Source organism: Paenibacillus pinihumi DSM 23905 = JCM 16419 (genome assembly GCF_000422505.1).
Classification (GTDB): Bacteria; Bacillota; Bacilli; order Paenibacillales; family Paenibacillaceae; genus Paenibacillus_D; species Paenibacillus_D pinihumi.
In genome coordinates this window covers 108939-134221 of record NZ_AULX01000018.1, presented here as the reverse complement: position 1 = coordinate 134221, position 25283 = coordinate 108939, and the positions used below count along the sequence as shown (strand labels likewise).

The window sequence follows — 25283 nt, the reverse complement described above, 5'->3', positions numbered from 1 at the left end:
ATGACAAAATCTTTATATGTCCCCCATATGGTACAACATAAAGCGTCAAATTCCGGCACGGCACAGATGCTCAGAACTGACAGGATACCACTAGAAATTGCGCGATTTAACATCGCCTCTTGGATGGTGATATACTAGTTAGTATAACGGATCGATTATTATAAATCACTTCTGTGCAAGAGAGGAACTTCCTATGATTACATACGTTTGTCTGGGACTATTGTTTCTTTTTGTCGCCTCCAGGGCGGCAGCCTATTATTTCCGCAGCAGACGTGCTCTCTCCCCGGAGAAGCTCGACCAGCATGTCCTGACGGTACTTCAAACACGAGAGCGTGAAAACAAATGAACAAAAAGATACCCGTTCAGATATCCCCTTATATTAGAACACAATATTCTTATGAAAAGCTTAAAATTTGCCGCAGCTGCGGAAATTTTACTGTTCTTGGCGATGAGGAATGCGGCGCATGCGGCAAATCAGCCCTTGTCCCGGCCCAAGAACGTGCAGCTTACTTGACCGGAAGATCCGCTTGGCTGGAACGCCTCCTTGCACTGGTGTTATGGGGTGCCGGCATCGGCCTCGGAACGAATGATATGGAATGGGCTGTTGCGGGAGCGGCAGGCCTGATCCTGATGGTGCTGTTAATTGTCATGCAAAACAAGTTTGCGGAGACGCGCTACAGACACCAGCTGGCACGGCTGTTCAAACGGGGCGAGGAACAGTTGGTGGAAGGGCTGGGCATCGACCACGATGAGGCAATTGAAGTATTCAAGGAGGGCGATAAGCCGCTCGCTTACGAAATGCTGCGCGAGGTCGGCATGCTCGTCCGGACGGACCAGCTGAGGATGGAGCAAATTTTACTGCTGCAATCATTCATTTTGCGCAAGGATATGGATTTGATGCTGGAGCCGTTGCTGACGCACAGGTTCAGCGCTGATCTGGTGGAATACATCGGGGAGCTGGCCAAGGTACGAAAAGATTTAATCAAAGAAAAAGCATTCCGGTATGTGCTCGTCCATGAATTACAAATTCTTCGTATGGAGCAGGGCGAACAGATTTTGACGCGAGTAGCTGGAGCGGCGGTGCGCATGAAGCGCTACGTCATTATGTATCCGCATCTGCTGGTACGCTATGCGGGCAAGCTGCCCAAGGACCGCTTCCTTAGACTGTGCATGATTCTAAAATCTGAGCCTGCAAGGAATTGGGGCGAGGTGGGGATTGAAGTCTACGCGATTTTTAATGCCCGTTACAAGCATGACCCGGAATTTCAATCGCTGGGCGGGATGACCTTTCTGGCAGGTTCGACCAGATATTCACGCCACTAAAACCACCGGGAACAGGTTAGCGGCCTCTCATCCGGTGATTTATCAGTCCCAATGAATCTCGCCGTGGTTGCCAGTCGGCCTTTGTCTGAAGAAAGCCTTGATGTTACCGCATCATGGGCTTTTTTCATAGTATAAGATCGCTCTCAGCGAATACAGCCGTCATGTCCGGATGTTTTTCCAATAAGGATTCCGGCATGAAGCTTGCAGCTTTCACAACGACTGTTCATTTAAACTGGCCGTACGTTGCTCGCACAAAGCATTCATTTTCTTTTTACAAGTCTGATGATGCCCATTACGGCCTCCAAAATCAGCCCCGCCAGCAACCCTGCTCCAACGAGCCAAAGAAAGGTCAGCAGACTGATCAAGTCCTCCCAGCCTGAATTACCGCTTGTTAACTTAGCCATAAACACAAGGCCGACAGCAATTCCTCCTGTTCCTCCCAGCCACAGCCATTTGGCTCCAAGCCAGCCGAACAGACCGTAAAACGCCGCCAATACAACTCCCAGAAGCATGAGCCTGAAGGCAATCCCCAAGGAAAATGGCTGCCCGGCAAGGCCAAAGCGGATTCCCCAAAGCAATCCTGTCTGGATGAGCGCCGACAAAACAGTCCACGTCCACCACCTGCCGTTTCTTGCATCGGGCCATCTGACCATCGCTGCTCCTCCTTCTATCTTGATCTGTTACCCATTATACGCAGGGAAAATTCAGTTTGTTGCAAGTTGAGCTTGACCATCTATTAAGGCTCAAGCTTCCGAATCGGTTCACCTGCAAGTGGTTAACCTAACCATATTCCATCACTAGAAAAGGGCAGGGTTATATAATGGAGCTTTGGAAAGAACTCGGCATTGTAACCATGCGTATAGCTACTTTGTTTCCGCTTCTGCTCGGCGTTACACTTTTTATGGGGAGAAGGTCAATCGGGGAGCTGCCTGTATTTGATTTTCTGATTATTTTGGCGCTTGGTTCTGTCATCGGGGCTGATATTGCGAATCCGCAGATTGAGCATCTCCCTACCGCCTTCGCAATCGTCATGATCGGCCTGCTGCAAAAGCTGGTCGCAGCACTCTCCATCCGCTTCCGGACCTTCGGGCGGTGGATTACATTCGAGCCGGTCATCGTCATCCAGGACGGCAAAATGATGGAGGAAAATCTGCGGAAGCAAAAATATTCGGTGGATAACATTTTGCATATGCTGCGGGAACACGATATTTTCAATATTAGCGCCGTCACGCTCGCTGTTCTGGAATCCAACGGCAAGCTGAGCGTGCTTAAAAATCCGGCCAAAACACCGGTGACGCCCGAACTTCTTCAATTAGCTGCAGGTGAACCGGATATGGCTTACCCTGTCATATTAGAAGGAAAATTCGAGCAGGAAGCCATGGAGAAACTCCATGTGCAGCAGAATTGGCTGGTAGAGCACCTGCAGGAACAGGGCTTGCTGCCGGAGGATGTGTTCCTTGCCACACTTGATAGCAAACGCAAGCTGACCATTACCCGCTATCAGGAAAATATCGAGCCCGCGCCTCTTCGCCACTAGATTTCATAAGCTCTGAATAAATTACGTTTTCTATGTAAAAACACCGCCCTGCCTATCGCTCTCTGGCGGCAGCCGGCGGTGCATGCAATCAGGAATCCTTTCGGACGGCATTCAGTTCCTGTTCGGTCTGGTGCAGCTCCCTGAGCAGTGAATAATAGAAGTTGCTTTCTTGTCCGCTCAAGCCGCATTTGTTCTGTTTCCGGATCATACTGCCGATATTCCGCTTCAAAATTGTACTCCGACGTCCAAGCATTTCTGTGTAAGTCACTTTTGCTAGCCTCCAATTTAATGAATGAGATCGGTCTATTTAAGTATATCGAACCGTCTGCAGGATGGAAAACTTGCTCTGCCTGTATGACCTACAATCAGACATCCTCAGCAATAAGGAGCAACAGCAAAGGGCATGCAATCAAAGATATCCTTCTTTTTCCTCACGATAGCTCTGCCTCAGCCATGAAGCAGCCTCCTTTTGCCCTTAGCGGTAAAACTTTTTCAGCAGCTTCAACGCATTTTTATAATGCGGGTAACGGAATTTGAAGTCAAAACGGGTCGTCTGCTTGAGTACGCTTTTCTTATGGCTGAACAGATCAAAGCTGGCGCGCCCGTGGTAGGCCCCCATGCCGCTCTCGCCGACCCCGCCAAAGGGTAAATGCGGATTTACCAGATGATAGATCACATCGTTCATACAGCCGCCGCCAAACGGAATCTCCCTAAGCACCCGATCCTGCACGGCCTGCGATTCCGTAAACAGGTACAAGGCCAGCGGCTTGGACTTACTGTTAACCTGACGCATTGCCTCCTCCAGCGAATCGTACTCCAGAATGGGTAAAATAGGTCCGAAGATTTCCTCTCTCATAACGCGATCCTCCCATTTAACCTCCCCCAGGAGAGTCGGTTCAAAGAGCCTCGAATCCTTATGGCGTCCGCCCCCATAGATAATTTTTCCGTCCTCCAGATAAGTTTCCAGCCGCTCAAAATGCCTGTCATTTACGATATGTGTAAACTCTCCGATGCTAATCCGTTCCCCGTGCATTTCTTCAATCGCCCGAATTAGCTTGTTAACCAGATCATCCTTTACAGAGCGGTGAACGTACAGATAATCAGGCGCCACACATGTCTGGCCGGCATTAAAAAATTTGCCCCATACTATGCGCATCGCCGCAACATCAAGCCTGGCATCATGATGGACAATGCACGGGCTCTTGCCGCCCAGTTCCAAAGTTACAGGCGTTAAATGGTCTGCTGCCGCCTGCATGACCAGACGTCCGACATGCGTTGATCCGGTATAGAAAATATAATCAAAGCGCTCCTTAAGCAAAGCTGTGCTGGCTTCTGCATCCCCCTGAACAACTGCAATATAAGTATCCGGGAAATATTCTGCGATCATGTCCGCTATGGTCTGTGATGTATGCGGCGCCAGCTCTGAGGGCTTGATAACCGCACAATTGCCCGCAGCGACCGCCCCGATCAGCGGAGCCAGAGCCAATTGAAACGGGTAATTCCAGGGCGCGATAATCAAAGTCACACCGTAAGGCTCTGCATAAATATAGCTTCTGGAGCCAAGATGGGTCATCGGAGTCCGTACTCTGGCCGGCTTGCTCCATTTTGCAAGATGACGAAGCATCAAGTTGATTTCCATTAAGACCGAACTGTATTCAGAAAGGTAACTCTCGTACTCAGACTTGTTGAAATCCCGTCTGACCGCCTCCATAATTCTTGACTCATACCCCTGGACGGCCTCTTTGAGACGCCGCAACTGTCCGATCCGAAACGACAGCGACCTGGTCTCCCCCTCCGCAAAATAACTGTGCTGACGGCTGACCAGCCCGTTAATATCCTGCTCCATAAGCTCACCCATTTCCGGTTGCAATTTCCTTCCAGTATACGGTTAATTTCATTGTGAAACAAATTAGCAGCTCATACCGGGACAAGCTTGGAGGTTGAAGATTTCTTCCGTGAGGACTATGATGAGAACATCAACGACAACTATATTCGAAAATAAGGTGAATACGATGAATGCTAAATTTTGCTTAGTGTGCGGAGCCGCACTTAAGAGCCGGGATGTAGACGGTGCAGTCAGGCTGGCTTGCACAGCATGCAGCTATGTGCATTGGGGCAACTATAGCGTAGGCGTTGGGGCGCTTGTAATGAAAGATGGGAAGCTGCTGCTGGTACGGCGTGCACAGGAGCCAGGCAAGGGCAAATGGACCAACCCCGGCGGTTATATTGAGCAAGAAGAGCTAATTGAGGATACGATTGTCCGGGAAGTCATGGAAGAGGCGGGCGTCAATGCCCGTGTGCAAAGCATCGTTGCTGTCCGTGATCTTCCGCGCTCCATTCATAACATCTATTTGGCGTTCTCCATGGAATATATCTCTGGTGATCCGTTACCGGACGGCGTGGAAGTAGATGATGCAGGATTTTTCAGCCTGGAGGAAATGGAACAGATGAATGTGGCTGACTTCACCAAATGGCTGGTGGACGTCGCGCTCAAGCAAGCGGGTACCGGACTCGTCAAGGATGAAACACCTCTCATTCCATTCCCTGGCTACGGATTATTCAGGGTGTGAAAACACAAAAGCGTCCCCCGTTCAACGGTAGAGGACGCTTTCATTTTTCTGCACTTAAACATAAAGAGTGTTTTTCTGGTTTTTATTTCTTTTTCTGTATGTGATAGTTACTGGAAGTCCGGACAAGCAGTTCAGAATCAACGGTAAAGACCCGCTTATCCTCGAATTGATTCTCATTCATCTGGTCAATCAGCTTCTCCACGATAATCGCCCCCATCGTATACTTCGGCTGGTTTACCGTACTTAGGCGCGGCGTCAAATATTTGCTGATCCTGTTATTATCGACGCCGACAACGGCGAGCTGCCCCGGTATGGCGATCCCCCGCTCCTCACAGGCCCTGTAGACGCCCAGGGCCATTTCATCATTCGCTGCAAACACCGCTGTAAAGGTCAGCTTCTTCGCAAACAGTCGCTCCATCGCTTCATATCCGCCTGTTTCATTGAAATCTCCATTCTCCACAAGCTCCGGCCGGAACGGGATATGATTGTCCTTCAGCGCCTTCAGGTAGCCCTCGAGACGTTCGTAGCTGTCTGTTGCCTCAGGGTAACCGCTCAAGAACACAATATCACGATGTCCATACTCCACCAGATGCTCGACCACCTGACGTGAAAACTTGACGTTATCGGTATAAATGCACGGAACTTTCGGATGCTCCACGTTCCGGCCAATCACTGCAATATGATAGCCTTTGTCTACGACCTCGCAAATTTCTTCATCCGAAAGCTGAGGTGTAATCATAATGACCCCATCCATCGTACGGTCCATCAGCAAGGACAAATAATCCCGCTCCTTATCCGCCTGATTTTCAGCATCACAGATAAACACTTTATACTTTCGCGCATAAGCCATGTTTTCGATGCCTTTAATAATCTCGGTAAAGTAGGCGTTATTAATGTCTTGGGCGATGACCCCAATGGACAGCGATTTTTGCAAACGCAAATTTTTGGCCGCAGCGTTAGGGCGGTAATTCAGCTCGTCAATGGCTTTCATGACTTTACTCCGAGTCTTGGCCGTGACACTGCTGCCCTGGTTCAGCACCCGGGATACTGTGGCTGGCGAGACGCCGGCTTTAGCCGCAACGTCAATTATTTTCGCATCCATATATTCATCAACCTTACTTTATTTTTGTTTGACAAACGGCTATTGCGTAATTATAATTCAAAATAAAATCGATTTCAATAGCCATTACGTTCCTTGATTTGTCGTTATTCTCATGTCTAAAGGCCTAATCTTCTAAAAAGAAAAGGCTTTTTCAATAAATTTCTAGGAAATCGATTTCATTTTCTGACGAAATGGTGTAAAATCTTATCAAAGGAGTGGTGCTTTAACGTATTTCTTTAAGTAGCCTGAAATCGATTTCATTAATTTCATTCATTCTCTTTAGAATTTCGGGCAAGCTTACATGCGATCTGCATCCATCTTGCTCCAGAGTGAGACGTTCGTTGTCAGACAACACCACCGCTTCTATTCAACAGGAATCTAACGCTGCAGATAATATATGTATGCGCTATCAATTCCATGAATTCCTGTTGTTGTTGAAACGGCGGGCCAGACATCATTAATCGCGATTCGAGGTGAGGGTTCATGTCAGGTTTCTTCAAGGAGCTGGGTAAAAACAAGGTTTTATTTTTCATGATTTTGCCGACGCTTCTATTCTTCGTTACATTCAGCTACATACCAATGGTTGGTGTCTATTACGCCTTCACAAACTACAGCTTTGACGGCGGCTTGTTCGGAAGCCCGTTCGTCGGCATGCAAAACTTCAAGTTCTTGTTTGAGTCGGGAGTTCTGCTTCAACTCACTAAAAACACCGTTCTCTATAATCTGGCTTTCATCTTCCTGGGGAATATTCTGCAGCTCGTCTGCGCCGTGTTCCTGAGCGAGATGGTCGGCAAGTGGTTCAGGAAAACAACGCAGTCCGTCATGTTTCTGCCGTTCTTCATTTCGTTTGTACTTGTCGGTGCATTCGTATACAACCTGTTCAACTTTGAAACTGGTGCCGTAAATGCGTTGTTACGCCAATTGGGGCTCCAACCCTATGATTTTTATATGAACACAACGCCGTGGATATATATCATTATTTTCTTTAACATCTGGAAAGGCCTTGGATACGGAACCGTTATTTATCTGGCTGCCATCATGGGCATTAGCGATGAATACCATGAAGCGGCCAAGATCGATGGAGCCAACATCTTCAAGCGCATTCGCTACATTACGATCCCGATGCTCAAGCCAACCTTTATTTTGCTGATTCTCCTCGCGCTGGGGGGCATTCTGAAAGGGCAATTCGACCTCTTCTGGCAAGTGGTCGGCAACAACGGAATGCTGTACGAGACAACAGATATCATCGATACCTACGTCTACCGCTCACTTGCAATCAACTTTGATATCGGTATGGGTACAGCAGCCGGTCTGTATCAATCATTCTTCGGCTTCGCACTTGTTATTACTGTAAACTGGATTGTCCGCAAAGTTCAGAAGGATTACGCGCTGTTCTAGGAAGCTGCCTGGAGCGCTATGCTTCTGTGCAGCTTGCCAAAACCGGCTGAAGGATCGAAAGGCTATCCTCGCCGGATGCTCCCAACTTTTCATTACGGAGGTGCCCTATACATGCGTGCTGAGCGCTCTACTATCGTGTTTAACATTATCGGCTACATCGTCATCACCATTTTCACCGTGCTGTGCGCCCTGCCATTCTGGCTGATCATTTCCGGCTCCTTGTCTGCGGAGAACGATATTATCAGGGACGGCTTCAAGCTGATTCCGCAAAACTTCTCGATCGATGCTTACAAATCGGTATTTCAGAATCCGGAGCAGATTTTCACCGCCTATCGGGTTACGATTCTGCTCACTCTTGGGGGAACCGCACTCGGGTTGTTCCTGACCTCAATGGCCGGCTACGTGCTCTCGCGCAAAGATTTCAAATATCGTGACAGTCTGGCCTTCTTCATTTATTTCACGACGCTGTTCAGCGGTGGACTGATTCCATGGTACATCCTGATCGTGAACTACCTGGATTGGAAGGATAACTTCCTGGCTCTCCTGATCCCGGGACTGATGAGCGCATGGAATATCATCCTGATGAAAAACTTTATGAAATCCATTCCCGAATCCATTACGGAATCCGCCAAGATTGACGGCGCCGGGGAGTTCACCATTTACCTGAAACTGATTCTGCCGCTGGCCACACCCGGCCTGGCAACAATTGGCCTGTTCCTCGGGCTGTCTTACTGGAACGACTGGTTCGCAGCAAACATGTTTATTACCACCGAATCCAAATACCCGCTGCAGTTCCTGTTGTACAAGATACTCGCCAGCGCTGCGGTACTGAAAACCGATATCGCGGGCAATCTCGGACCGGACTTCAAGCCGCCTGCCGAGACGCTCAAGATGGCTGTCGCCATCATCGTTACCGGGCCAATTGTCTTCCTCTATCCGTTTGTTCAGCGTTATTTTGTCAAAGGTCTCACTATTGGCGCCGTAAAAGGTTAAGCTCCGGCTTGTCTGAACAGAAAACGGTTGCCAGTTTTAAAAATATTATTGATTTCAGGGGGAGTAAATCGATGAAGAACAGGTTGTTTAAATTGCTGACCTTATGTATCACCACAGCCCTGCTGACAACGATGCTGGCGGCCTGCGCCGGCGGCAATAGCGGAGGCAGTGGCAAACAAAGCACTGGTGGCAGTACCCCGGTAACAGACAATAAGCCGGACACTTCCAAAAAGGTGGAGCTGAACTGGTATCTGGTCGGCGATGCTCACAAAGATACACCTGAGGTCATCAAAGAATGGAACAAACTGCTGGAGAAGGATCTGAACACAACCGTCAAACTGAACTTTACAACCTGGAATGAGTGGCAGACCAAATACAACCTGTTGCTGACTTCCGGTGAAAAGGTTGATATGATCTTCGCTTCATCCTGGGCGGACTTCTTCAAATTTGCCAAGCAGGGAGCATTCCTCGATCTGACTGAATTGCTGCCAGTCTACGCGCCTGAGACCTTTAAGGATGTGCCGGAGCATGACTGGAAGGACGTTACAATCAATGACAAAATCTACGCAATTCCAAGCACGCATCCGGAATACACACCGGATGGCATCGTATACCGTGAAGACTGGAGACGTGAAATTAACGCTCCTGAAATCAAGGATCTGGATTCCATTGAGAAGTATATGGAGCTTGTGAAAAGCGTTAAGAACGTAACGCCAATTAAAGGAAGCGCATGGAACGAAGTGAATACGCTTTTCCGCAACTATAATGATTTCAAAAACATCGGTGGGGACAGCGGCGTTATCGTCGCAAAATCTTACGACACTCCGCGTGATGTAATTGCTTACCCGTTTACAACAGAATTTGAAGAGTGGGTTAAACGGATGAAGACTTGGGCAGACAAAGGCTTCTGGCCTTCCAATACCCTGTCCATCAAGCAGGAATCCGGTGACTTTATCAAAACCAATACAGGTGCCGTCTACTGGCGGAATACACCGGGAGCAGCCGGATTTATCGCCGATATTGACAAAAACTACAAAGGAATCGAGATGGGCTACTTCCCGTTCTCCCGCTTCCATAACTATGTTGTACCGAATCTTGGCATTAACAACGGAATGGCAATTCCTAAAAACGCTGCGAACCCTGAGCGCTCTCTGATGGTTCTGGAGAAGCTCCGCAATGACAAGGCTTACTATGAGCTGATGACCTATGGTCTGGAAGGCCATAACTACGTCGTTGATGAGAACGGCGCACTGGTCTCCCCTGCTCCAGGCAAAGATCCGGCAAAGGTAACCGCTTATGGTATTGCAAGCTGGGGTTGGAGAACAGACAAAAATGACCGTCCATCCGCTGACCGCTGGAAAGGCGAAGATGCTCTCATTGAGGAATACAAGCCAATTGCCAGACCAGACATCTTCTCTCCGATTTTGATGGACTACCAGCCTGTAAAAGCCCAGCTTGCTGCGGTTAACCAGGTGTACCAGCAATTCGGCCAGCCGCTGATGATGGGGCTTGTGCCGGATGTAGACAAGGCGATTGAGAACTATCGCAGCAGACTGAAAGCAGCAGGCGTAGATGCCGTTCTGGAATATGTACAGAAGGAAGTCAATACTTACGCAGATGCAAGAGGCCTGAAATAAACTTGAAATCATAACAACGGGCAGCGCCTTAGTCTGCGCGGCGGAAATCCGGGAAGGATCCAGCAGGAGCTTCCGGGGCATCCGCCGCCGGGGGGCGCTGCCTGATTTGTAAGGAGGAACATTAATGCGTCAATTTGCAGAAGCCTGGTTGAGTACAATTGATCAAGCCCAGGAATTGGAGAAACAAAAGGAGATCGAGATTACGGAGTCGCCTGCAGTCAAGCAAATTACAGACCGGATTCTGGTTGATACACGTACGCGTTTTCAGGAAATGGACGGATTTGGCGCCTCATTTACCGATGCATCAGCTTATCTTGTATATAAGGTACTTCCGGAGGATGAACGGAAGAAGGTCATGAAGCATCTGTTTGATCCGAATGAAGGAATCGGCATCAGCTTCCTGCGGCAGGTAATCGGGGCATCCGATTATACATCCGAAATATACAGCTATAATGATCTGCCGGAAGGCCAGGAGGATTTTGAGCTGAAGCAATTCAGTATCGATCATGACCGGGATTACATTATTCCCGCTGTCCTCGAGGCTTTAAGCATTAACCCCGATATTAAAGTCATGGCCTCTCCATGGAGCGCACCCGGCTGGATGAAGACGACCGGACAGATGATTAAAGGCAAGCTTCGTCCGGAATGCTACAGCGTCTATGCCCAATACTTTGTGAAATTCGTTCAGGCTTATGAGGAGGCCGGGATTCCGATCTATGCCGTTTCCGTCCAGAATGAGCCGGGATATGAGCCGAAGGAATATCCGGGCATGCTCGTATCTCCTTCCGAGGAAGCAGAGTTCATCGGGAAGCATCTGGGCCCGGCATTTGAGAAGGCTGGGATCAAGGCCAAGATTTTATGCTATGACCATAACTGGGATGTTCCACTGCATCCATTGACCGTGCTGTCCGATCCGGGTGCCTCACGCTATACCGCAGGTGTTGCCTGGCACGTATACGGAGGCGAGCATGAGGCGATGTCACGCGTTCATGAGGCCTTCCCGGATAAGGGCGTCTGGTTCACCGAGGCTTCCGGGGGAAGCTGGATTCCGCCTTTCCGCACCGCTTTTCTCGATCAGATGAAGCATGTCATCCGCACAACGCGCAACTGGTCCAAGAGCGTCGTCTGGTGGAATATCGCTCTGGATGAACGCAATGGCCCGACGGTACTGTCGAACAGCACCTGCCGCGGACTCGTTCAGATTAACCAGCAGACAAAGGCTGTGAAATACGAGCTGGATTACTACACCATGGGACACATTAGCAAATTCGTTAAGCAAGGCGCCCATCGTATCGATTCCACCATGGTACGTGACCAATTGGAGAGCACTGCATTCCGCAATCCGGACGGATCAACGGTATTGATTCTTTCCAACCGCACGGATGAAGAAAGAGTCATTGAGATTAATACCGGCAAAGGATACACCACCTATACGCTTCCCGGGGAAGCAGCTGTAACGCTGTATTGGACTTAACACTTACGTATAACGCAGGGGCTAAAGCCTAAAGGTCTGTTTCGACCAAAAGGCTTTAGCCCCTGCTTGTGTCTTTCCTACTTGCGGTCATAGTCCGCTTTAATTTCGCCCCACACCTTCGTTTGCCATTTGAGCACCTTATTGTCGTAGGTGTTGTTGCGCAGCCACTCCTCCGCCCGTTCAATCAGCTCCCAAATCTGGCGTGTCGATTCATCCTTGACGAGCGTAGTGGATACCTTCTTCTCTCTCAGCCACTTCAGCGCATTGAGCGAGTCACTGTAGATCGTCTTGCTGCTGCCTTGCTGCTTGAGATAGGCAAGACCATGGACAATCGCGAGAAATTCGCCCAGGTTGTTCGTCCCTTTCCCGATCTTCTCATTGGAGAACAACACTTGTCCGGTCCGGGTATCAACTCCACGATATTCCACCGGCCCGGGGTTCCCGTGTGTGCCGACATCAACGGAGATGCTGTCATAGTCAATTTCACCGACAGCCGCAATGTCTGCAGACTTGCGCTTGCCTGCTGCTCCGCTGTATTTCCCGGCAGAAGCGCTTCCCGGCTGAGCCCCTTGACCCCAATGCTTTTTCCAGCCCTCCTGAAAGGCTTTGTCCGCTGCTGCCCTGGACTCATAGGATTTATATTTGGCTCCTGTCACTCCTCCTACCTGCTTCTGGCATTCGGGCCAGCTCGTATAGACACCCGGCTTTTTGCCCTCCCATACAACATAAAACTTGGATTTTGACATGTTCGTTTACCTGTCTTTCTATTCGGCTTTTGTCTGTCATTCTATCATTTTTTAAGCGGGGCTTACAATGTCTGGTACACGCCGGATCATTCATTCCCGGTTAGAATTAGGAAATCCCAAAACCGGGCTTACGAATTGTATAATATGTCACAGCTGAATGAAACATTTTGCACTATAATAAAGCTATACTGCTTCAAGATAAAGGAGTGAGCACTCGTGATGAGAGAACATACGGTATATTTCAAGGTCATCCGCAAGGATGAGACGAAGCGGCTCAGAGGATTGATTTATCTGGAGGAAGGCAAGGAGCCCGGCATGAGGGAATTCGAGCAATGTCTTCGGGATTGCGGGCATGATGTTCAAATTATGGACCCCGAACATTATATTTTCAAAGCTTATCAGGATGGGGAAGAATATCTGATCGATGTGCTGGAGGACTACAGGCCGGCACAAAGAGACCGCGACACCGAGAATTTGGCCAAAAGCTTTATGAAGACGGACCCTCTGCTCTAGCAGCTGAGGGTTCGCCCTATTTGCAAAAGCTGCGGCAGTTGTGCATGAATAGACTCCGCCTGCCAACCTTACCAGTTTCAATACCCGTTCAGGATGACTAGCCGTGTAGCGGCTGGCCATGTAAGCTCCGTAAGACACACCTGCTATATATAAATTTCTTCAATATCTCTCCTTATTGTCTGGTTCTTTCCTATACAAGCGGGGATCGCTCATGGAAATAATCTGATGGCGAATGTCCGGTTATCCTTTTGAAGATACGATAAAAATAAGACACATCGCTATAACCCAGATATTCTGCGATTTCAATTATCGTCAGCCTGGATTCGGTAAGCAAATACAGAGCCGTCTTGATCCGCTGATGATGCACATATTCGCTAATGGTCTGCCCCGTTACCTGCCGGAAAAGAGCTGCCGCATAGTTCGGCGTCTTCTGGATGGCGTCGCCAAGCTCCTCCTTCGTCACCTTCTCGCGGTAGTTTTGCTGAATATAATGCTTCATCCGTTCTGCACAGCGGTGCTTTTCCGTCGGAATAATACCACGGTCAAGCTCCTGGCTGATCTGCACCAGCACTTCGGTGAACAAGGCTGTGGCCATCAGCTCGTAATAGGAAGGCCTCTCCATCCACTGATGCAGCATTCCTTTCAGACGCTCGACCACAACATCATAACAGCCGAGCTTATGCTTCAGCAGCTCGGGCTGCTGCAGGATTGTCAGTTTCAGCGCCTCTTCCTGCGCCTGGAATTTGATTTTATATTTGGTATGGAAGACAGTCGGAATGCTCTTGCCGTAAAAAGGAACACTACTGGAAAGAAGCAGCAGATCACCCTTTTCCATGATCATCTTCTCATGATTAACCCAATAGACACATTTACCGTACGTTACAACAATCAGACAATACCCGTTCTGATGCATCTGCCCTTCCTCATACCATTCTACGCCATGATCCTGACGAACCTCAGATACCCCTATCATCATCCAAGCTCCCCGTTACTGTACTATGTTTCACTTAGTATACTATAGTTCATAGTTTCTTATCAAAAGAACAGCTACAATAAAGTTATTCTTGGAGGTGCTTCAAATGCAAAAAACAAAAATCATCTGTACAATGGGACCCTCATGTGATTCGGTCGAAGTCTTAAAGGAAATGATTCAGGCCGGGATGACAGTTGCCCGCTTAAATATGGCTCATGGTGAACTTGAAGATCATGTAAAACGTATTGAAAATGTCAGACAAGCAGCGCGCGAACTGAATACATTCGTGCCTATTATGATGGATATTAAAGGCCCTGAAGTGCGCATCGGCAAGCTGAAGGAAGCAGCTGTCGATTTGAAGGCAGGCGGAGAGCTGACGCTGACGGCTGAAGAGATTCTCGGCGACGCGAGCCGCATCGGTGTAAACTATGCGGAGCTGCCGCAAGTCGTGAAGCAAGGCGACCGCATCCTTATTGATGATGGTCTTGTTGATTTGACTGTACTGTCCAGCGAAGGAACGGAAATCCGCTGCGCAATTGTTAGCGGCGGACTGCTCAAACCAAGAAAAGGCGTTAACCTGCCAGGCATCAAAACGACGCTTCCGGGTGTAACCGACCGCGACGTAGCTCACATCAAATTTGGATTGCAGCACAATGTGGAGATGATTGCCGCCTCCTTTGTACGCAAAGGCGAGGATATCCTGGAAATTCGCCGCATTCTTGAAGAGCACGGCGCAGGACATGTGCAAATTATCTCCAAAATCGAAAATGAAGAAGGCATGAACAATCTGGACAGCATCCTCGATGCTTCTGACGGCATCATGGTAGCCCGCGGCGACCTTGGTGTAGAAGTACCGGTTGAAGAAGTGCCGATGATGCAGCAAGAGATGATCACCAAATGTAATCTGGCTGGCAAGCCGGTTATCGTTGCGACTCACATGCTGGAGTCCATGCAGCTTAATCCGCGCCCAACCCGCGCAGAAGTCAGCGACGTGGCGAATGCGGTTCTGCAGGGCGCTGATGTGGTCATGCTGTCCGGCGAATCCGCAGCAGGAAAATACCCGGTCCAGTCCGTACAGACGATGGCATCGATCGCTCGCAAAGCAGAGAGCATGATCAATTATCAGCAGCAGTTTGCCAAGAAAAAATCCCAGCATACCCCCAACATCACGGAGGTCATCAGCCAAGGCGCTGTCAGCGCGTCGCTGGAACTGGGAGCACGGGCTATTATTACGGCAACGGAAAGCGGATTTACGGCTCGCATGATATCGAAATATCGTCCGCAATCCCCAATTCTTGCGATTACCCGTCATGAGCATGTCCTGGCGAAGATTTGCCTGCTGTTCGGTGTTATACCGATCAAAGGCGACAGCTATGCTACAACAGACGAGATGTTCGAAGCTTCCACACGCCTGGCGTTGGAGAATGGGCATATTGCTTCCGGGGACACGGTTGTATTGTCGGCGGGCATTCCGCTTGGCGAATCCGGCCGCACAAACCTGCTGCAAATTCAGCAAGTATAATTTTACCCAGTACAGGATGTTAGTATAAGAAAGGAGCACCTTTTGAAGGGTGCTCCTTTTTGAATTCAAGTATAGAGTTGCGTTGATTCCCGATCCCCGCTACTCTACGCCATCTTTGAAATTTTTATCGTAATGCTTATCCCCTTTATGCTCGAGGTCGCTCAATGTTCTCTCCAGGGTCACCACAATCTGTTCCTTGGCCTCGGCAATTGTTTCGTAAAACAGGGATTCTTCACTGCCTACAATCTTCACGCCGCTAATGGCCTGCATAGAGGTAAAACGCCGATGCTGCTCTGCAAGATCGTCCAGTGCTTTCAGGGTATGTTTCGTCTGAAGAAATAAGTCCCGGTGATGCTGCGCTTCCAGTCTCTGTTCCAATTGTTCCAGTCTTGCGTTCATACGAATCGTTCCCTTCATTCGAAGATGTTTCGCCCCAAAAGGCAGAGCTTGTGGTTCCTTTATTTTTATTTTATCCGTTTATCGCCCGATTGCAAACTTTACTATGCAGGTGCCTGAATTGGATGCTCGGAATTTATGAACGGCCATTACGCAATGGTTGTAAGGCTCCTTTACAACTATGTATATGATCTAATATCTGTTTGAACCATCGAAAACATACAACGCCAAACAAGACAACAATATGTCCACGTACATATCACATAACCATTCCGAAGCATCATTATATAATGAATTCTTAAAAATACAGTCCGCCCGCCGGGACTCCCAGATAAAACAAAAGCCCCCAAATGGGGTGCGCCCAGGCTTTCTGGACGGTCTACAGGCAGCTTGAACAAGCAGCCGCAGCTTGTATAGCCAAACAGATCTTTGCCATGCTGCTCTGCACGGACAGACGGGTTGAAGCCGGTAAAGAAGGCACTCCAACCCAGCGATTGTCCATCTGCAGAAACCCGGGCTATAACGTTCCCTATCAGGCCATCTCCAAAAATATACTGGTCGCAAGTTTGCCCGTCCAGATCAAGCACAACGACACACTCGTCACCAAACAAAATCGAATCAAAGCAGCCGGTATGGAGAAGCCTAATAGATCACATTGTTCATTATTATTCTTCCCTGTAATCCTCAACAATCAGTTCCAACGCGCCCGTCTCCGGGTCAATGACAAAACCGTGTACCGGAACAGCCTTCGGAAACAGCGGATGCTTGCGGATCATTTTGACACTGTGCATGACGCCTTCCTCGGCACTGGTAAAGCCGCGCAGGAACTTGTCCATACGAATTCCCGAGTTCTCCAGGGTCTCAACAGCAAGCGGATCAACTCCATGCTCTGCAAACTTGCTGACCATGCCCTGCGTATCCAGATTCGTCATACCGCAGCCGTGATGCCCGATAACCAGCACTTCACGCGCACCCAGCTCGTACACTGCAACCAGAATGCTGCGCATTGCGCTGCCGAAAGGCTGAGTCAGAATCGCGCCTGCATTTTTAATAAACTTGGCATCGCCATTTTTAATGTTCAATGCCTGAGGCAGCAGCTCTACAAGCCGGGTATCCATACATGTGAGCACAGCTACCTTTTTCTTGGGAACCTTGCTTGTCAAGTAAGCTTCATATTGCTTCTCTTCTACAAACTTTTTATTAAACGCCATCATATCCGGAATAATTGACATCTCAAAAGCCTCCTCTGGCATTGGCAAAATATCATGTTTCTATTATTCATAGTTTCAAGACCGCCGTCAACGGTTTCCCGCTGGAATTTTCGGGCTTCCGTCCCACTATTCTCCCTTAAAAACCCAAATTATGCGTTTTTAATTCATCCAATTAACCTTTTAGAAGTGAAATTATATTTATACTATTAACTGATGATTATCTGATCTTGATATTGTGGATATTAATAATATTCATGATGAGTAATAGTGTTTTCATTGAAATAAGGAATCATAAATTTTTGCATAAATATACATATCAATTGCTATTTAGCTTGTCCCGTAATATTTACAAGTTCTTCAAGCTCAAAAATTTCATAAGTCGGTATGATTTTTGTCACGTTTGGCTTGCGGTGCGGATTATACCAGCAGGTGTCAATTCCATAGTTATTTCCGCCGAGAACATCTGAAGTCAGAGAGTCTCCAACCATCAGTACCCTGGATTTATCCGTAAGATCGAGCTTCGCAAAAGCATAATCGAAAATACCCTTGTCAGGCTTCTGAATACCTGCATCTTCCGATACGATGATTTGTTCGAACTTGTCCCTCAGCACAGAGAGAGTAATTCTTGAGGCCTGTACTTCCTTAAAGCCGTTGGTAATTACCGCGAGCCGGCAATCCGCTAATTGCCCGCACACTTCTGCCGCTCCCGCAAGAAGATGGGATTCTGCCCCCAAATACCCGAGATAAATTCTGTTGAACTCCTCCCCATTGAACGGGAGCTGATGGGTCAGAAACAGTCTTCTGAATCTCTCCGCTCCCAGCTCATTCAAGGTCATCTTCCCCTGCTCCAGCTCGTCCCACAGCACCTTGCTGATTTCTTTATAACTTGCTGAATAGTCGTTGACCCCCTCAGAAAGCTTAAAATCTACAAAAGCGTTGTGAAGCGCCCTCCTTTCCGACTCACGAAAGTCAAATAGCGTATCATCGACATCGAACAAAATGACGTCATATTTCACTTATCTTCCCCCCTCTTTAAAATTTGCTGCCACAGAACATAAGATTCATAATTAAGCCTGCAACCTGTAAATTCCGGTATGGAATCATCACAGGCTACAGGCTGTAGTCATTAAAAAGGCCGACTAACTACACATGTTCCAGTTCCAAGAGCAATTCCCGGCCAATAAGGGACAGCGCGGCTGGGTCAGCCGCTTCCTTATACAGCTCTTCCAATCGTTCGCGAAGCCGCTTAACCTCTGCCAGCAGGGCAATCGATTGCTTCATCGATGTTTTGTACCGGGCGCTTACTTCGGCTACCGCTTCACTGTGCTTCTCATCCGTCCCCTCCGGAATTGCAAGTCCGTACACATCCAGGATGCTATCTCCTTCCCGTGAAGGAAAATGCTCATGCGGTGCAGTGCTGTCAAAGATCGCCAGGCTAAGTTCCGGGAAAATCAGCATATCCAGACTGTTCGGATCAAAGCCGCAATGATACACCTCCACATCGATCCCTCTGCCAGCTGCCGCTGCCGCAAGCTTCTTGAATAGCGTGGATTTGCCCGATCCCGGGCGCCCCTTCACGAATACGCGGGTGTTCAGGTCATCCGTCAGATTAAGCACATAGTCGACGGCCCCTCGCCAGGTAGCTGCTCCGAGAAAACGATGGGCGACTTTGGCTGTCTTTTCCCTGGCAGGCGGGGTCAAATGGCGATTGGCCCAATCAGCAGCGAGACCGTTCATTATGTCATGGTCCAGCGCCTCAATATAGAAAACTTCCCATTCGTCATGGATCCGCAGTGTCTGCTGGAATAACGCATAGGCAGCTTCGCAGGTCCGACTGATCTCCAATTCCAGTGCCGTTATCGTCTCACGCGCTGCGGACAGGATATCATCTTGCAGCGCCTGGTTTAAGTTCACGATGTGGATGACCGCTTCTTGCGCTGCGCTATTGCCGCCCCATGACTCTCCGTCTACAATCGCGAGCTGGTGATCCGGCAGAATGATTCCCTCCAGCAATTCGCTGTCCAGCGGCTGATGAATCCATTGAATATTCCAATCCTTCCCGCTCCAGGCCTCTGCCAGCTGCCCAAGCACCTCCGAAGAGCTTCCCGGGTATCCTTCCAGCACATAAAAGGTTTTCACTTCTTCATAGACCGAGTCGTTCAAGCTATGCAAGCCTTCAGCCGTATTGCCGCGTGCGAAAAAATGCAGCTGCTGTGTCATGTCGATCCGCTCCCTTTCTTTTCACAGGTCACTTCATCCCTTACACCCTATGCAAAATTGGGCGCTTGTGTGTTTGACCAAAGGAAGCGTACATGCAGCCCGCTGCTGCACCAGGTCAGTCTATCAGCAGCCGGCCCAGTTCCTCATAATCGGCTGCAATGTGCTGGGGAGTATGTTCCGATTCCGGCTCTACCCCGCGATGATTGAACCAGATGACGCGCCAGCCAGCCTCAAGCGCTCCGATAACATCGTTACGCCAGGAATCCCCGATATACACACTATTGGCCGGAACTGTCCCCGTGCGTTCATTAACATGGCTAAAAATCCGCACATCCGGCTTGTCCCATCCTACGACCCCCGAGACAAACTGATATTCAGACGGGATCAGATCATCCAAATTCATGGCGCTGATTTTGTTCATCTGATGTCCGCCTGCCCCATTTGTAATCAGGCCGACAATATGTCCTGCCCGTACCAGCTTCTCAATTAATTCTCTGGCCCCGGGGAACATGGTAATTTCGTATTGGCAGCCGATATAAGCGGCCTGCATTTGTGCGGCCTGTTCCTCGCTCAGCTCCATGCCGAACTCGGCGAGCGCCAGTTGGAAGCGCCGCCTGCGCATCAGCTCTGTCGCACTGCCTGTTTCCATAGCTCCTGCGCCGCCCAGTTCCAGAGACAGCATATCACTGTAATAGCGAAGCCGATGGTAAGCCGCATCATAGGGGAAATCGCTGCCTGTATCTGCAACCTCCTCAAGCGCTTTTCGCAAAGGGGTTAAATGATCATATAATGTATCGTCTACATCAAAAAAGATGCCCTTGGCCTGCATTTGCTCATTCATGCTGCTGTCACTCCTGTTTGTATGCCTGGTGTATATATTAGCACTACCTGTACAGCCTGAACATCCCCCTGCATGGCTCCTCCCCCGCCAACACGGCTCTCTTTGCATAGAAAAGGAAGCAGACCTTGCGTGCAAAAAAACATCTGCTCTTGCATAGGCAAAGGATTGTAAGATTAAAAAAGCCGAAAACCAGCTGTGTCCGGTTCTCGGCTTTCCTTCAATAAAATTACCGTATGCAGGTCTGATTATTTGACCAGACGGAAAGCAAGCGTCTCGACATCCCGGCTGTTCGGGCCCACAAAGACTTGAAAATCGCCTGCATCACTGTCATAGCTCAAATCGGAATGGTAGTAACGGAGCTGTTCCTCCTGAATTGTAAAGGTTACGCTCTTTGTTTCACCCGGCTTGAGGCTGACCTTCTCAAATGCCTTCAACTCTTTGAGCGGGCGCACGACTTCGCCCACGATGTCACGTACATAGAGCTGCACCAATTCTTCTCCTGCACGCTCCCCGCTATTTGTAACGTCTACGGTAACGTTCAGTTTCTCCCCTGCTTGCAGGATGTCGGAAGACAGCAGCGCCGGACTGTATGTGAATGAGGTATAGCTTAAACCGTAGCCGAACGGCAGCAGCGGCGCATTCGGAATGTCCAAATACTTGGACACATAACGCTGGTCCGCATTCTCAGGCGTAAGCGGGCGGCCTGTATTGTAATTGTTGTAGTATACCGGAATTTGCCCGACCGAATGCGGGAAGGACATGGCAAGACGGCCTGACGGGTTAACATCTCCGAACAGCAAATCCGCAATCGCGCTGCCTCCCTCTGTACCCGGATACCAGGCTTCCAGAACCGCATCTGCCGGATCAATGACACCATGCAGATCAAGCGGGCGGCCATTGAACAAGACGACGGCAATTGGCTTGTCAAGCTGCTTGAGACGGGCGATCAGATCAAGCTGTACCTGCGGCAGCCGGATATCCGCCCGGCTTCCTGCTTCGCCGCTCATCTCGGACCGTTCACCGAGCGCGAGCACAATCACCTCAGCAGATTGTGCGGCCTGAACCGCTTCTGCCAGCTGCTCGTCTGTACCCGTCTCGATATCGCAGCCCTGGGCCACGGAAATCCGTGCTGGCGCTGTCTTCTCGGACAGGCCTTCAAAGAGCTGAACAGCCTCTTCTCTGGAGCCCCAGATCGACCATGGACCGAGAATATCCCCGCTTTGGGCGAATGGCCCGATCAGGGCGATCCGCTGCCCCGGATGCAGCGGCAGCATCTGCTCATTTTTCAGCAGGACGCTTGACTTCGCCGCAATTTCGCGGGCCGCCTGACGATGCTCGTCGCACAGTATAATTTCTTTCTCCCGCTGCTCGTCCGCACCGCGGTACGGATTTTCGAACAAGCCGAGCTTTTCCTTTAAACGCAGCACCCGCAGCACGCTCTCATCGATTAGAGCCTCATCCAGCTTGCCGGATTCTACTAATTCCTTCAGGTTGTTAATATAGCAGGAGGACATCATCTCCATATCGACCCCGGCCTGGATCGCTTTCTGCGCGGCTTGTTCTCCGCCCTCTGCCGCACCATGCGGAATCATTTCATGCACAGCACCCCAATCGGAAATCAGCATGCCATCAAAGCCCCATTCCTCGCGAAGCAGCTTGCGCATCAGCCACTTATTGCCGGTAGCCGGAACACCGTCAACGACGTTGAAGGCCGTCATCACCATTTCACAGCCTTCATCTAACGCTGCCTTGTAAGCCGGCAAATACGATTCTCTGAGCTGCCTCTCCGACATATTTACCGTATTGTAATCACGCCCGCCTTCCGAAGCCCCGTATGCGGCAAAATGCTTGACGCATGCAGCGATCCGGTCGGAATCCCGGCTCAGATCATGGCCCTGAAAACCGCGGACAAACGCCCGCGCAAACTCGCTGTTCAAATACGGGTCTTCCCCTGTCGATTCCATGACCCTGCCCCATCTCGGATCACGCACCAGGTCGACCATCGGCGCAAAGGTGACATGAATGCCCGTCACTGCGGATTCCTTCGCTGCAATAGCCGCACTCTGTTCCGCAAGCTTCATATCCCAGGAGCAGGCAATGGCGAGTGTCACCGGGAAGATCGTCCGGTATCCGTGAATGATGTCAGCCATGAACAGCAGCGGAATGCCGAGGCGATTACCCGCCATATATTTCTTTTGCAACTCAATGACGTCCTTGGCTCCTACAGCACTGAGCACGGAACCAACGTTGCTCACTGACTCTTCCGTCAGTCCCATCCATTCCATTGGCCCGGTAAGGTCGGCTTTGTTATCCGTCAAAAAGTTCGGTGTAATTTGCATCAACTGGGCGATCTTTTCCTCCAGCGTCATTTGTTCCAATAAAGCGGTTACAGACGTTTTTAACATGTGAATTACCCCCATCCTGGTCAGCTTCTTCCTTCATTATATCGGGATGCCACTTTCGCCAATAGTGGAATTCTGGTCAAAAACATCAACAATTTGCCGGAATTGCAGATTAGAAGCTTCTACCCGGCGGAATTTTGCTATACTGGGAAGGGCTGCTGTAACAGAGCCTTTTGTTTATTGTAAATGGCCTGAATATGAACATGACTCCAGAGAGGAGCTTTCCTGTGAAAGTCCGCTTAATCTACTTTATTTTGTTCTATGTGTTCATTTATGCCGGAAATGCAGTGTACGGCACCTTCCTTCCGGTATATTTTCAGGATATCGGCTTTGACTCGATCCAGATCGGGACACTGCTCAGTCTTGGCCCGCTTGTAGCGATTCTGGCCCAGCCGTTATGGGGAGCATTGGGGGACCGGGCGCGCACGAAAAATATGATTCTGCTTATTCTGCTGACAGGCAGCGGTGTCGTTGCCCTGCTATATCCGCTCTCGACTATGTTTTTATACTTATTATTAATGATCTGCATCTTCACTTTCTTCCAGACTTCAATCTTCGCAATGAGCGATACCATTACGCTGGAGGTTCTGGACCGGCAAAAGCTGCAAAGCTTCGGCCTGATCCGCATGGGCGGGACGTTCGGCTTCGCCGCCATGTCTCTCCTGTTCGGAGCGATTGCCCAGAAGCATATTGGTTCTCTGTTTTACGTGTATGCGCTTATTGTGCTGATCTGCTTCCTGCTCGTACTGAAATTTCCGGTCATTGAAGGCCACCAGTCCAAGGGCGGCAGCAAAGTGTCTATTCGGGTACTGTTCCGGAACAAGCTGCTCATGCTGTACCTGGGCTTCAGCTTTATTTTGCAGGTGACGCTCGGCTATTATTATGCGTTCTTCCCGATGTATTTCAACGATCTGGGCGGCAACAATCTGCTGCTGGGCTGGTCGATGGTGATTTCTTCACTCAGTGAAGTGCCGTTCCTGTTGTTTGCCAACCGGATTTTCCAGCGGGTGAAGGTTCATTATATTTTGCTCGTCGCAGCCGTAGCTACGGTTATCCGCTGGTATCTGTTCTCGGTCATCGATTCCCCCTACTGGGCGCTTCCGGTGCAAGCGCTGCACGGTTTGATCTTTATCGTGCTGACAGTGACGATGGCGTATTATATTAATCAGAATGTGCCCAAGGAGCTGAAAGCGAGCGGACAGACGCTCAACGGCCTGCTGACGCTCGGTGCAGCCCGTATCATCGGCAGCTTTGCCGGCGGAATCGCCACCCACCAGTTCGGCATGCGCAAGGTGTTTATGTATAATTCCGTGATTGCTGTAGTGTGCACGGTCGTTTTCGGGTTTATTGTGTGGAGAATGCGGGGCCGGAAGGACGCTTTTGGCAACCGGTAAGGTCAAATGAAGAGAGCCAAATATATGCGGTACAGTCAACAGCTGCATCAATCGGGAGCCTCAAAATAGCCTGTACAGCAGCTGACTCATTTCATATACACAGGAGAGATCAAAAGCGTCATGCTTGCCATCAAAGACCAATGGCTATGTAGTCCGCAGTCGTTGCAGACATGAAGGACATGAAATCATATGATTTACAACAAAAAACCAGTCCACACGTTAGAATGGACTGGTTTTTCAAAACGATTACAGGTTCAACTATAGCTTAGTTTCCATCTTCTTAATTCCCATCTTATTCCCGTAACTTGAATTGATGAGAACCGGGAGGCTTTTCATGCTGCGGAGCATCGGGGAATTGCATTGTGAGCAGGTAGGAACAACTTCAAACGAAAAATCATCCCTCATCCACCCGTTGCAGGATTCCTGTGTACATGACCATATCGCTGTCATTTCCTGCTCGTAATCCCCAACAGGCTTCTTCCGGGAATAATACATAGACAAGCCCTCTCCTTCTGAATTTCTCGTACGCACACAAATGCTGCACACAGGGTCCGAAACTGGCTTGGCTTCCATCGGCCTGTTTCTCTGCCTCTTGAATTTCTTCATTGTACAGCAGTATTGTGTAGAGAAATGTTAATTAACGAACAGACATACAGCATATTCGCGCAGACACATGAGAACAACTGCTATACAATTTTCTGCATCCTGATAAGAAAAAAAGCTACCCTACTCTAGGCAGGGTAGCTGGTAAATTATAGTTTTACAACATTTTCAGCTTGCTGACCGCGGTTGCCTTGAACGATGTTGAACTCAACACGTTGTCCTTCATCCAGCGATTTGAAGCCGTCACCTGTGATTGCGCTGAAGTGTACGAATACGTCTTCGCCGCCTTCAACCTCGATAAAACCAAAGCCTTTTTCTGCATTAAACCATTTTACTGTACCTTTTTGCATGTTATTTCCTCCAAATACTATATTTTACGTGTACGTTTTAAAAAAGTCACATATCGAAAAAAGGCAGCATCGCAACCC

The 25283-nt window shown here is 49.3% G+C and carries 25 protein-coding genes; 11 read left to right on the top strand and 14 right to left on the bottom strand.

What is annotated here, in order from left to right:
• Window positions 1-193 precede the first annotated feature (193 nt).
• Both H583_RS37125 and H583_RS31860 read left to right on the top strand, forming a co-directional pair.
• Window positions 194-346: a hypothetical protein gene (locus H583_RS37125; RefSeq protein WP_169456461.1), complete on the top strand. Its 153-nt coding sequence runs from the start codon at window positions 194-196 to the stop codon at window positions 344-346.
• Entirely contained in the window at window positions 343-1323 is a 981-nt protein-coding gene (locus H583_RS31860; protein ID WP_051235969.1) for a hypothetical protein, read from the top strand. The genes H583_RS37125 and H583_RS31860 overlap by 4 nt, the downstream gene beginning before the upstream one ends.
• Window positions 1324-1583: 260 nt before the next feature.
• Here H583_RS31860 and H583_RS0104290 read toward each other — a convergent pair whose 3' ends face one another.
• Window positions 1584-1976 (bottom strand): hypothetical protein, encoded by a 393-nt coding sequence (locus H583_RS0104290; protein ID WP_028559393.1) that lies wholly within the window; start codon window positions 1974-1976, stop codon window positions 1584-1586.
• A gap of 167 nt (window positions 1977-2143) precedes the next feature.
• On the opposite strand from H583_RS0104290, the gene H583_RS0104285 reads away from it, so the two are divergent.
• Complete coding sequence (locus tag H583_RS0104285) at window positions 2144-2860, top strand: DUF421 domain-containing protein (RefSeq protein WP_028559392.1); 717 nt, start codon at window positions 2144-2146, stop codon at window positions 2858-2860.
• Between the two features lie 88 nt (window positions 2861-2948).
• Here H583_RS0104285 and H583_RS0104280 read toward each other — a convergent pair whose 3' ends face one another.
• Window positions 2949-3128 carry a hypothetical protein gene (locus tag H583_RS0104280; RefSeq protein ID WP_028559391.1) on the bottom strand — a complete coding sequence of 60 codons (180 nt, stop codon included), beginning with the start codon at window positions 3126-3128 and terminating at the stop codon, window positions 2949-2951.
• 207 nt (window positions 3129-3335) lie between these two features.
• Window positions 3336-4718, bottom strand: a complete 1383-nt coding sequence (locus H583_RS0104275; protein ID WP_028559390.1) for an aldehyde dehydrogenase — start codon at window positions 4716-4718, stop codon at window positions 3336-3338.
• Between the two features lie 154 nt (window positions 4719-4872).
• On the opposite strand from H583_RS0104275, the gene H583_RS0104270 reads away from it, so the two are divergent.
• Entirely contained in the window at window positions 4873-5430 is a 558-nt protein-coding gene (locus H583_RS0104270; RefSeq protein ID WP_028559389.1) for an NUDIX hydrolase, read from the top strand.
• 82 nt (window positions 5431-5512) lie between these two features.
• On the opposite strand, the gene H583_RS0104265 is transcribed toward H583_RS0104270, so the two are convergent.
• On the bottom strand, window positions 5513-6532 hold the full coding sequence (locus H583_RS0104265; RefSeq protein ID WP_028559388.1) for a LacI family DNA-binding transcriptional regulator: 1020 nt from the start codon (window positions 6530-6532) through the stop codon (window positions 5513-5515).
• A 483-nt stretch (window positions 6533-7015) separates the two neighbouring features.
• On the opposite strand from H583_RS0104265, the gene H583_RS0104260 reads away from it, so the two are divergent.
• From H583_RS0104260 to H583_RS0104245, 4 genes are all read left to right on the top strand, one after another.
• A complete protein-coding gene (locus tag H583_RS0104260; protein WP_028559387.1) occupies window positions 7016-7930 on the top strand; it encodes an ABC transporter permease in 915 nt (304 codons plus the stop codon).
• A gap of 111 nt (window positions 7931-8041) precedes the next feature.
• Window positions 8042-8923, top strand: coding sequence for a carbohydrate ABC transporter permease (locus tag H583_RS0104255; protein WP_028559386.1), 882 nt, complete (start codon window positions 8042-8044; stop codon window positions 8921-8923).
• A gap of 71 nt (window positions 8924-8994) precedes the next feature.
• A complete protein-coding gene (locus tag H583_RS0104250; RefSeq protein ID WP_028559385.1) occupies window positions 8995-10560 on the top strand; it encodes an extracellular solute-binding protein in 1566 nt (521 codons plus the stop codon).
• Window positions 10561-10684: 124 nt separating this feature from the next.
• Window positions 10685-12034: a glycoside hydrolase family 30 protein gene (locus H583_RS0104245; protein WP_036708453.1), complete on the top strand. Its 1350-nt coding sequence runs from the start codon at window positions 10685-10687 to the stop codon at window positions 12032-12034.
• 77 nt (window positions 12035-12111) lie between these two features.
• Here H583_RS0104245 and rnhA read toward each other — a convergent pair whose 3' ends face one another.
• A complete protein-coding gene (gene rnhA / locus H583_RS0104240; RefSeq protein ID WP_028559383.1) occupies window positions 12112-12780 on the bottom strand; it encodes a ribonuclease H in 669 nt (222 codons plus the stop codon).
• Window positions 12781-12999: 219 nt separating this feature from the next.
• Here rnhA and H583_RS0104235 point away from each other — a divergent pair, with 219 nt between their 5' ends.
• On the top strand, window positions 13000-13293 hold the full coding sequence (locus H583_RS0104235) for a protein kinase family protein (RefSeq protein WP_245585842.1): 294 nt from the start codon (window positions 13000-13002) through the stop codon (window positions 13291-13293).
• 190 nt (window positions 13294-13483) lie between these two features.
• Here H583_RS0104235 and H583_RS0104230 read toward each other — a convergent pair whose 3' ends face one another.
• Window positions 13484-14266: an AraC family transcriptional regulator gene (locus H583_RS0104230; protein ID WP_028559381.1), complete on the bottom strand. Its 783-nt coding sequence runs from the start codon at window positions 14264-14266 to the stop codon at window positions 13484-13486.
• Between the two features lie 106 nt (window positions 14267-14372).
• On the opposite strand from H583_RS0104230, the gene pyk reads away from it, so the two are divergent.
• Window positions 14373-15788 carry a pyruvate kinase gene (gene pyk, locus H583_RS0104225; protein ID WP_028559380.1) on the top strand — a complete coding sequence of 472 codons (1416 nt, stop codon included), beginning with the start codon at window positions 14373-14375 and terminating at the stop codon, window positions 15786-15788.
• Window positions 15789-15887: 99 nt separating this feature from the next.
• Here pyk and H583_RS0104220 read toward each other — a convergent pair whose 3' ends face one another.
• The 6 genes from H583_RS0104220 to bglX all read right to left on the bottom strand — a co-directional run bounded on the left by H583_RS0104220 (window position 15888) and on the right by bglX (window position 22861).
• A complete protein-coding gene (locus H583_RS0104220) occupies window positions 15888-16187 on the bottom strand; it encodes a hypothetical protein (protein ID WP_028559379.1) in 300 nt (99 codons plus the stop codon).
• 662 nt (window positions 16188-16849) lie between these two features.
• A complete protein-coding gene (locus H583_RS0104215; protein ID WP_028559378.1) occupies window positions 16850-17416 on the bottom strand; it encodes a beta-class carbonic anhydrase in 567 nt (188 codons plus the stop codon).
• Window positions 17417-17718: 302 nt separating this feature from the next.
• Window positions 17719-18411: a YjjG family noncanonical pyrimidine nucleotidase gene (locus tag H583_RS0104210; protein WP_028559377.1), complete on the bottom strand. Its 693-nt coding sequence runs from the start codon at window positions 18409-18411 to the stop codon at window positions 17719-17721.
• Window positions 18412-18538: 127 nt separating this feature from the next.
• On the bottom strand, window positions 18539-19615 hold the full coding sequence (locus H583_RS0104205; protein WP_036708451.1) for a hypothetical protein: 1077 nt from the start codon (window positions 19613-19615) through the stop codon (window positions 18539-18541).
• A gap of 115 nt (window positions 19616-19730) precedes the next feature.
• Window positions 19731-20456 carry an HAD family hydrolase gene (locus H583_RS0104200; protein ID WP_028559375.1) on the bottom strand — a complete coding sequence of 242 codons (726 nt, stop codon included), beginning with the start codon at window positions 20454-20456 and terminating at the stop codon, window positions 19731-19733.
• Between the two features lie 245 nt (window positions 20457-20701).
• On the bottom strand, window positions 20702-22861 hold the full coding sequence (bglX, locus tag H583_RS0104195) for a beta-glucosidase BglX (RefSeq protein ID WP_028559374.1): 2160 nt from the start codon (window positions 22859-22861) through the stop codon (window positions 20702-20704).
• Between the two features lie 224 nt (window positions 22862-23085).
• Between bglX and H583_RS0104190 the strand changes: the two genes are divergently transcribed.
• Window positions 23086-24252 carry an MFS transporter gene (locus H583_RS0104190; protein WP_028559373.1) on the top strand — a complete coding sequence of 389 codons (1167 nt, stop codon included), beginning with the start codon at window positions 23086-23088 and terminating at the stop codon, window positions 24250-24252.
• Between the two features lie 258 nt (window positions 24253-24510).
• On the opposite strand, the gene H583_RS0104185 is transcribed toward H583_RS0104190, so the two are convergent.
• Together H583_RS0104185 and H583_RS0104180 are read right to left on the bottom strand one after the other, a co-directional pair.
• On the bottom strand, window positions 24511-24747 hold the full coding sequence (locus tag H583_RS0104185; protein WP_028559372.1) for a cold-shock protein: 237 nt from the start codon (window positions 24745-24747) through the stop codon (window positions 24511-24513).
• Window positions 24748-25004: 257 nt separating this feature from the next.
• A complete protein-coding gene (locus H583_RS0104180; RefSeq protein ID WP_028559371.1) occupies window positions 25005-25205 on the bottom strand; it encodes a cold-shock protein in 201 nt (66 codons plus the stop codon).
• Between the last annotated feature and the right edge of the window lie 78 nt (window positions 25206-25283).

Bases quoted from the DNA above. Each gene is read 5' to 3' on its own strand.
- rnhA (WP_028559383.1), bottom strand. From the start codon at position 12,780: ATGTCAAAATCCAAGTTTTATGTTGTATGGGAGGGCAAAAAGCCGGGT.
- H583_RS0104260 (WP_028559387.1), top strand. From the start codon at position 7,016: ATGTCAGGTTTCTTCAAGGAGCTGGGTAAAAACAAGGTTTTATTTTTC.
- H583_RS31860 (WP_051235969.1), top strand. From the start codon at position 343: ATGAACAAAAAGATACCCGTTCAGATATCCCCTTATATTAGAACACAA.
- H583_RS0104230 (WP_028559381.1), bottom strand. From the start codon at position 14,266: ATGATAGGGGTATCTGAGGTTCGTCAGGATCATGGCGTAGAATGGTAT.
- H583_RS0104250 (WP_028559385.1), top strand. From the start codon at position 8,995: ATGAAGAACAGGTTGTTTAAATTGCTGACCTTATGTATCACCACAGCC.
- pyk (WP_028559380.1), top strand. From the start codon at position 14,373: ATGCAAAAAACAAAAATCATCTGTACAATGGGACCCTCATGTGATTCG.
- H583_RS0104275 (WP_028559390.1), bottom strand. From the start codon at position 4,718: ATGGGTGAGCTTATGGAGCAGGATATTAACGGGCTGGTCAGCCGTCAG.
- H583_RS0104285 (WP_028559392.1), top strand. From the start codon at position 2,144: ATGGAGCTTTGGAAAGAACTCGGCATTGTAACCATGCGTATAGCTACT.
- H583_RS0104235 (WP_245585842.1), top strand. From the start codon at position 13,000: ATGAGAGAACATACGGTATATTTCAAGGTCATCCGCAAGGATGAGACG.
- H583_RS0104290 (WP_028559393.1), bottom strand. From the start codon at position 1,976: ATGGTCAGATGGCCCGATGCAAGAAACGGCAGGTGGTGGACGTGGACT.
- H583_RS0104220 (WP_028559379.1), bottom strand. From the start codon at position 16,187: ATGAACGCAAGACTGGAACAATTGGAACAGAGACTGGAAGCGCAGCAT.
- H583_RS0104200 (WP_028559375.1), bottom strand. From the start codon at position 20,456: ATGAATGAGCAAATGCAGGCCAAGGGCATCTTTTTTGATGTAGACGAT.
- H583_RS0104180 (WP_028559371.1), bottom strand. From the start codon at position 25,205: ATGCAAAAAGGTACAGTAAAATGGTTTAATGCAGAAAAAGGCTTTGGT.
- H583_RS0104255 (WP_028559386.1), top strand. From the start codon at position 8,042: ATGCGTGCTGAGCGCTCTACTATCGTGTTTAACATTATCGGCTACATC.
- bglX (WP_028559374.1), bottom strand. From the start codon at position 22,861: ATGTTAAAAACGTCTGTAACCGCTTTATTGGAACAAATGACGCTGGAG.
- H583_RS0104205 (WP_036708451.1), bottom strand. From the start codon at position 19,615: ATGACACAGCAGCTGCATTTTTTCGCACGCGGCAATACGGCTGAAGGC.
- H583_RS0104265 (WP_028559388.1), bottom strand. From the start codon at position 6,532: ATGGATGCGAAAATAATTGACGTTGCGGCTAAAGCCGGCGTCTCGCCA.
- H583_RS0104245 (WP_036708453.1), top strand. From the start codon at position 10,685: ATGCGTCAATTTGCAGAAGCCTGGTTGAGTACAATTGATCAAGCCCAG.
- H583_RS37125 (WP_169456461.1), top strand. From the start codon at position 194: ATGATTACATACGTTTGTCTGGGACTATTGTTTCTTTTTGTCGCCTCC.
- H583_RS0104185 (WP_028559372.1), bottom strand. From the start codon at position 24,747: ATGTATTATTCCCGGAAGAAGCCTGTTGGGGATTACGAGCAGGAAATG.
- H583_RS0104215 (WP_028559378.1), bottom strand. From the start codon at position 17,416: ATGTCAATTATTCCGGATATGATGGCGTTTAATAAAAAGTTTGTAGAA.
- H583_RS0104270 (WP_028559389.1), top strand. From the start codon at position 4,873: ATGAATGCTAAATTTTGCTTAGTGTGCGGAGCCGCACTTAAGAGCCGG.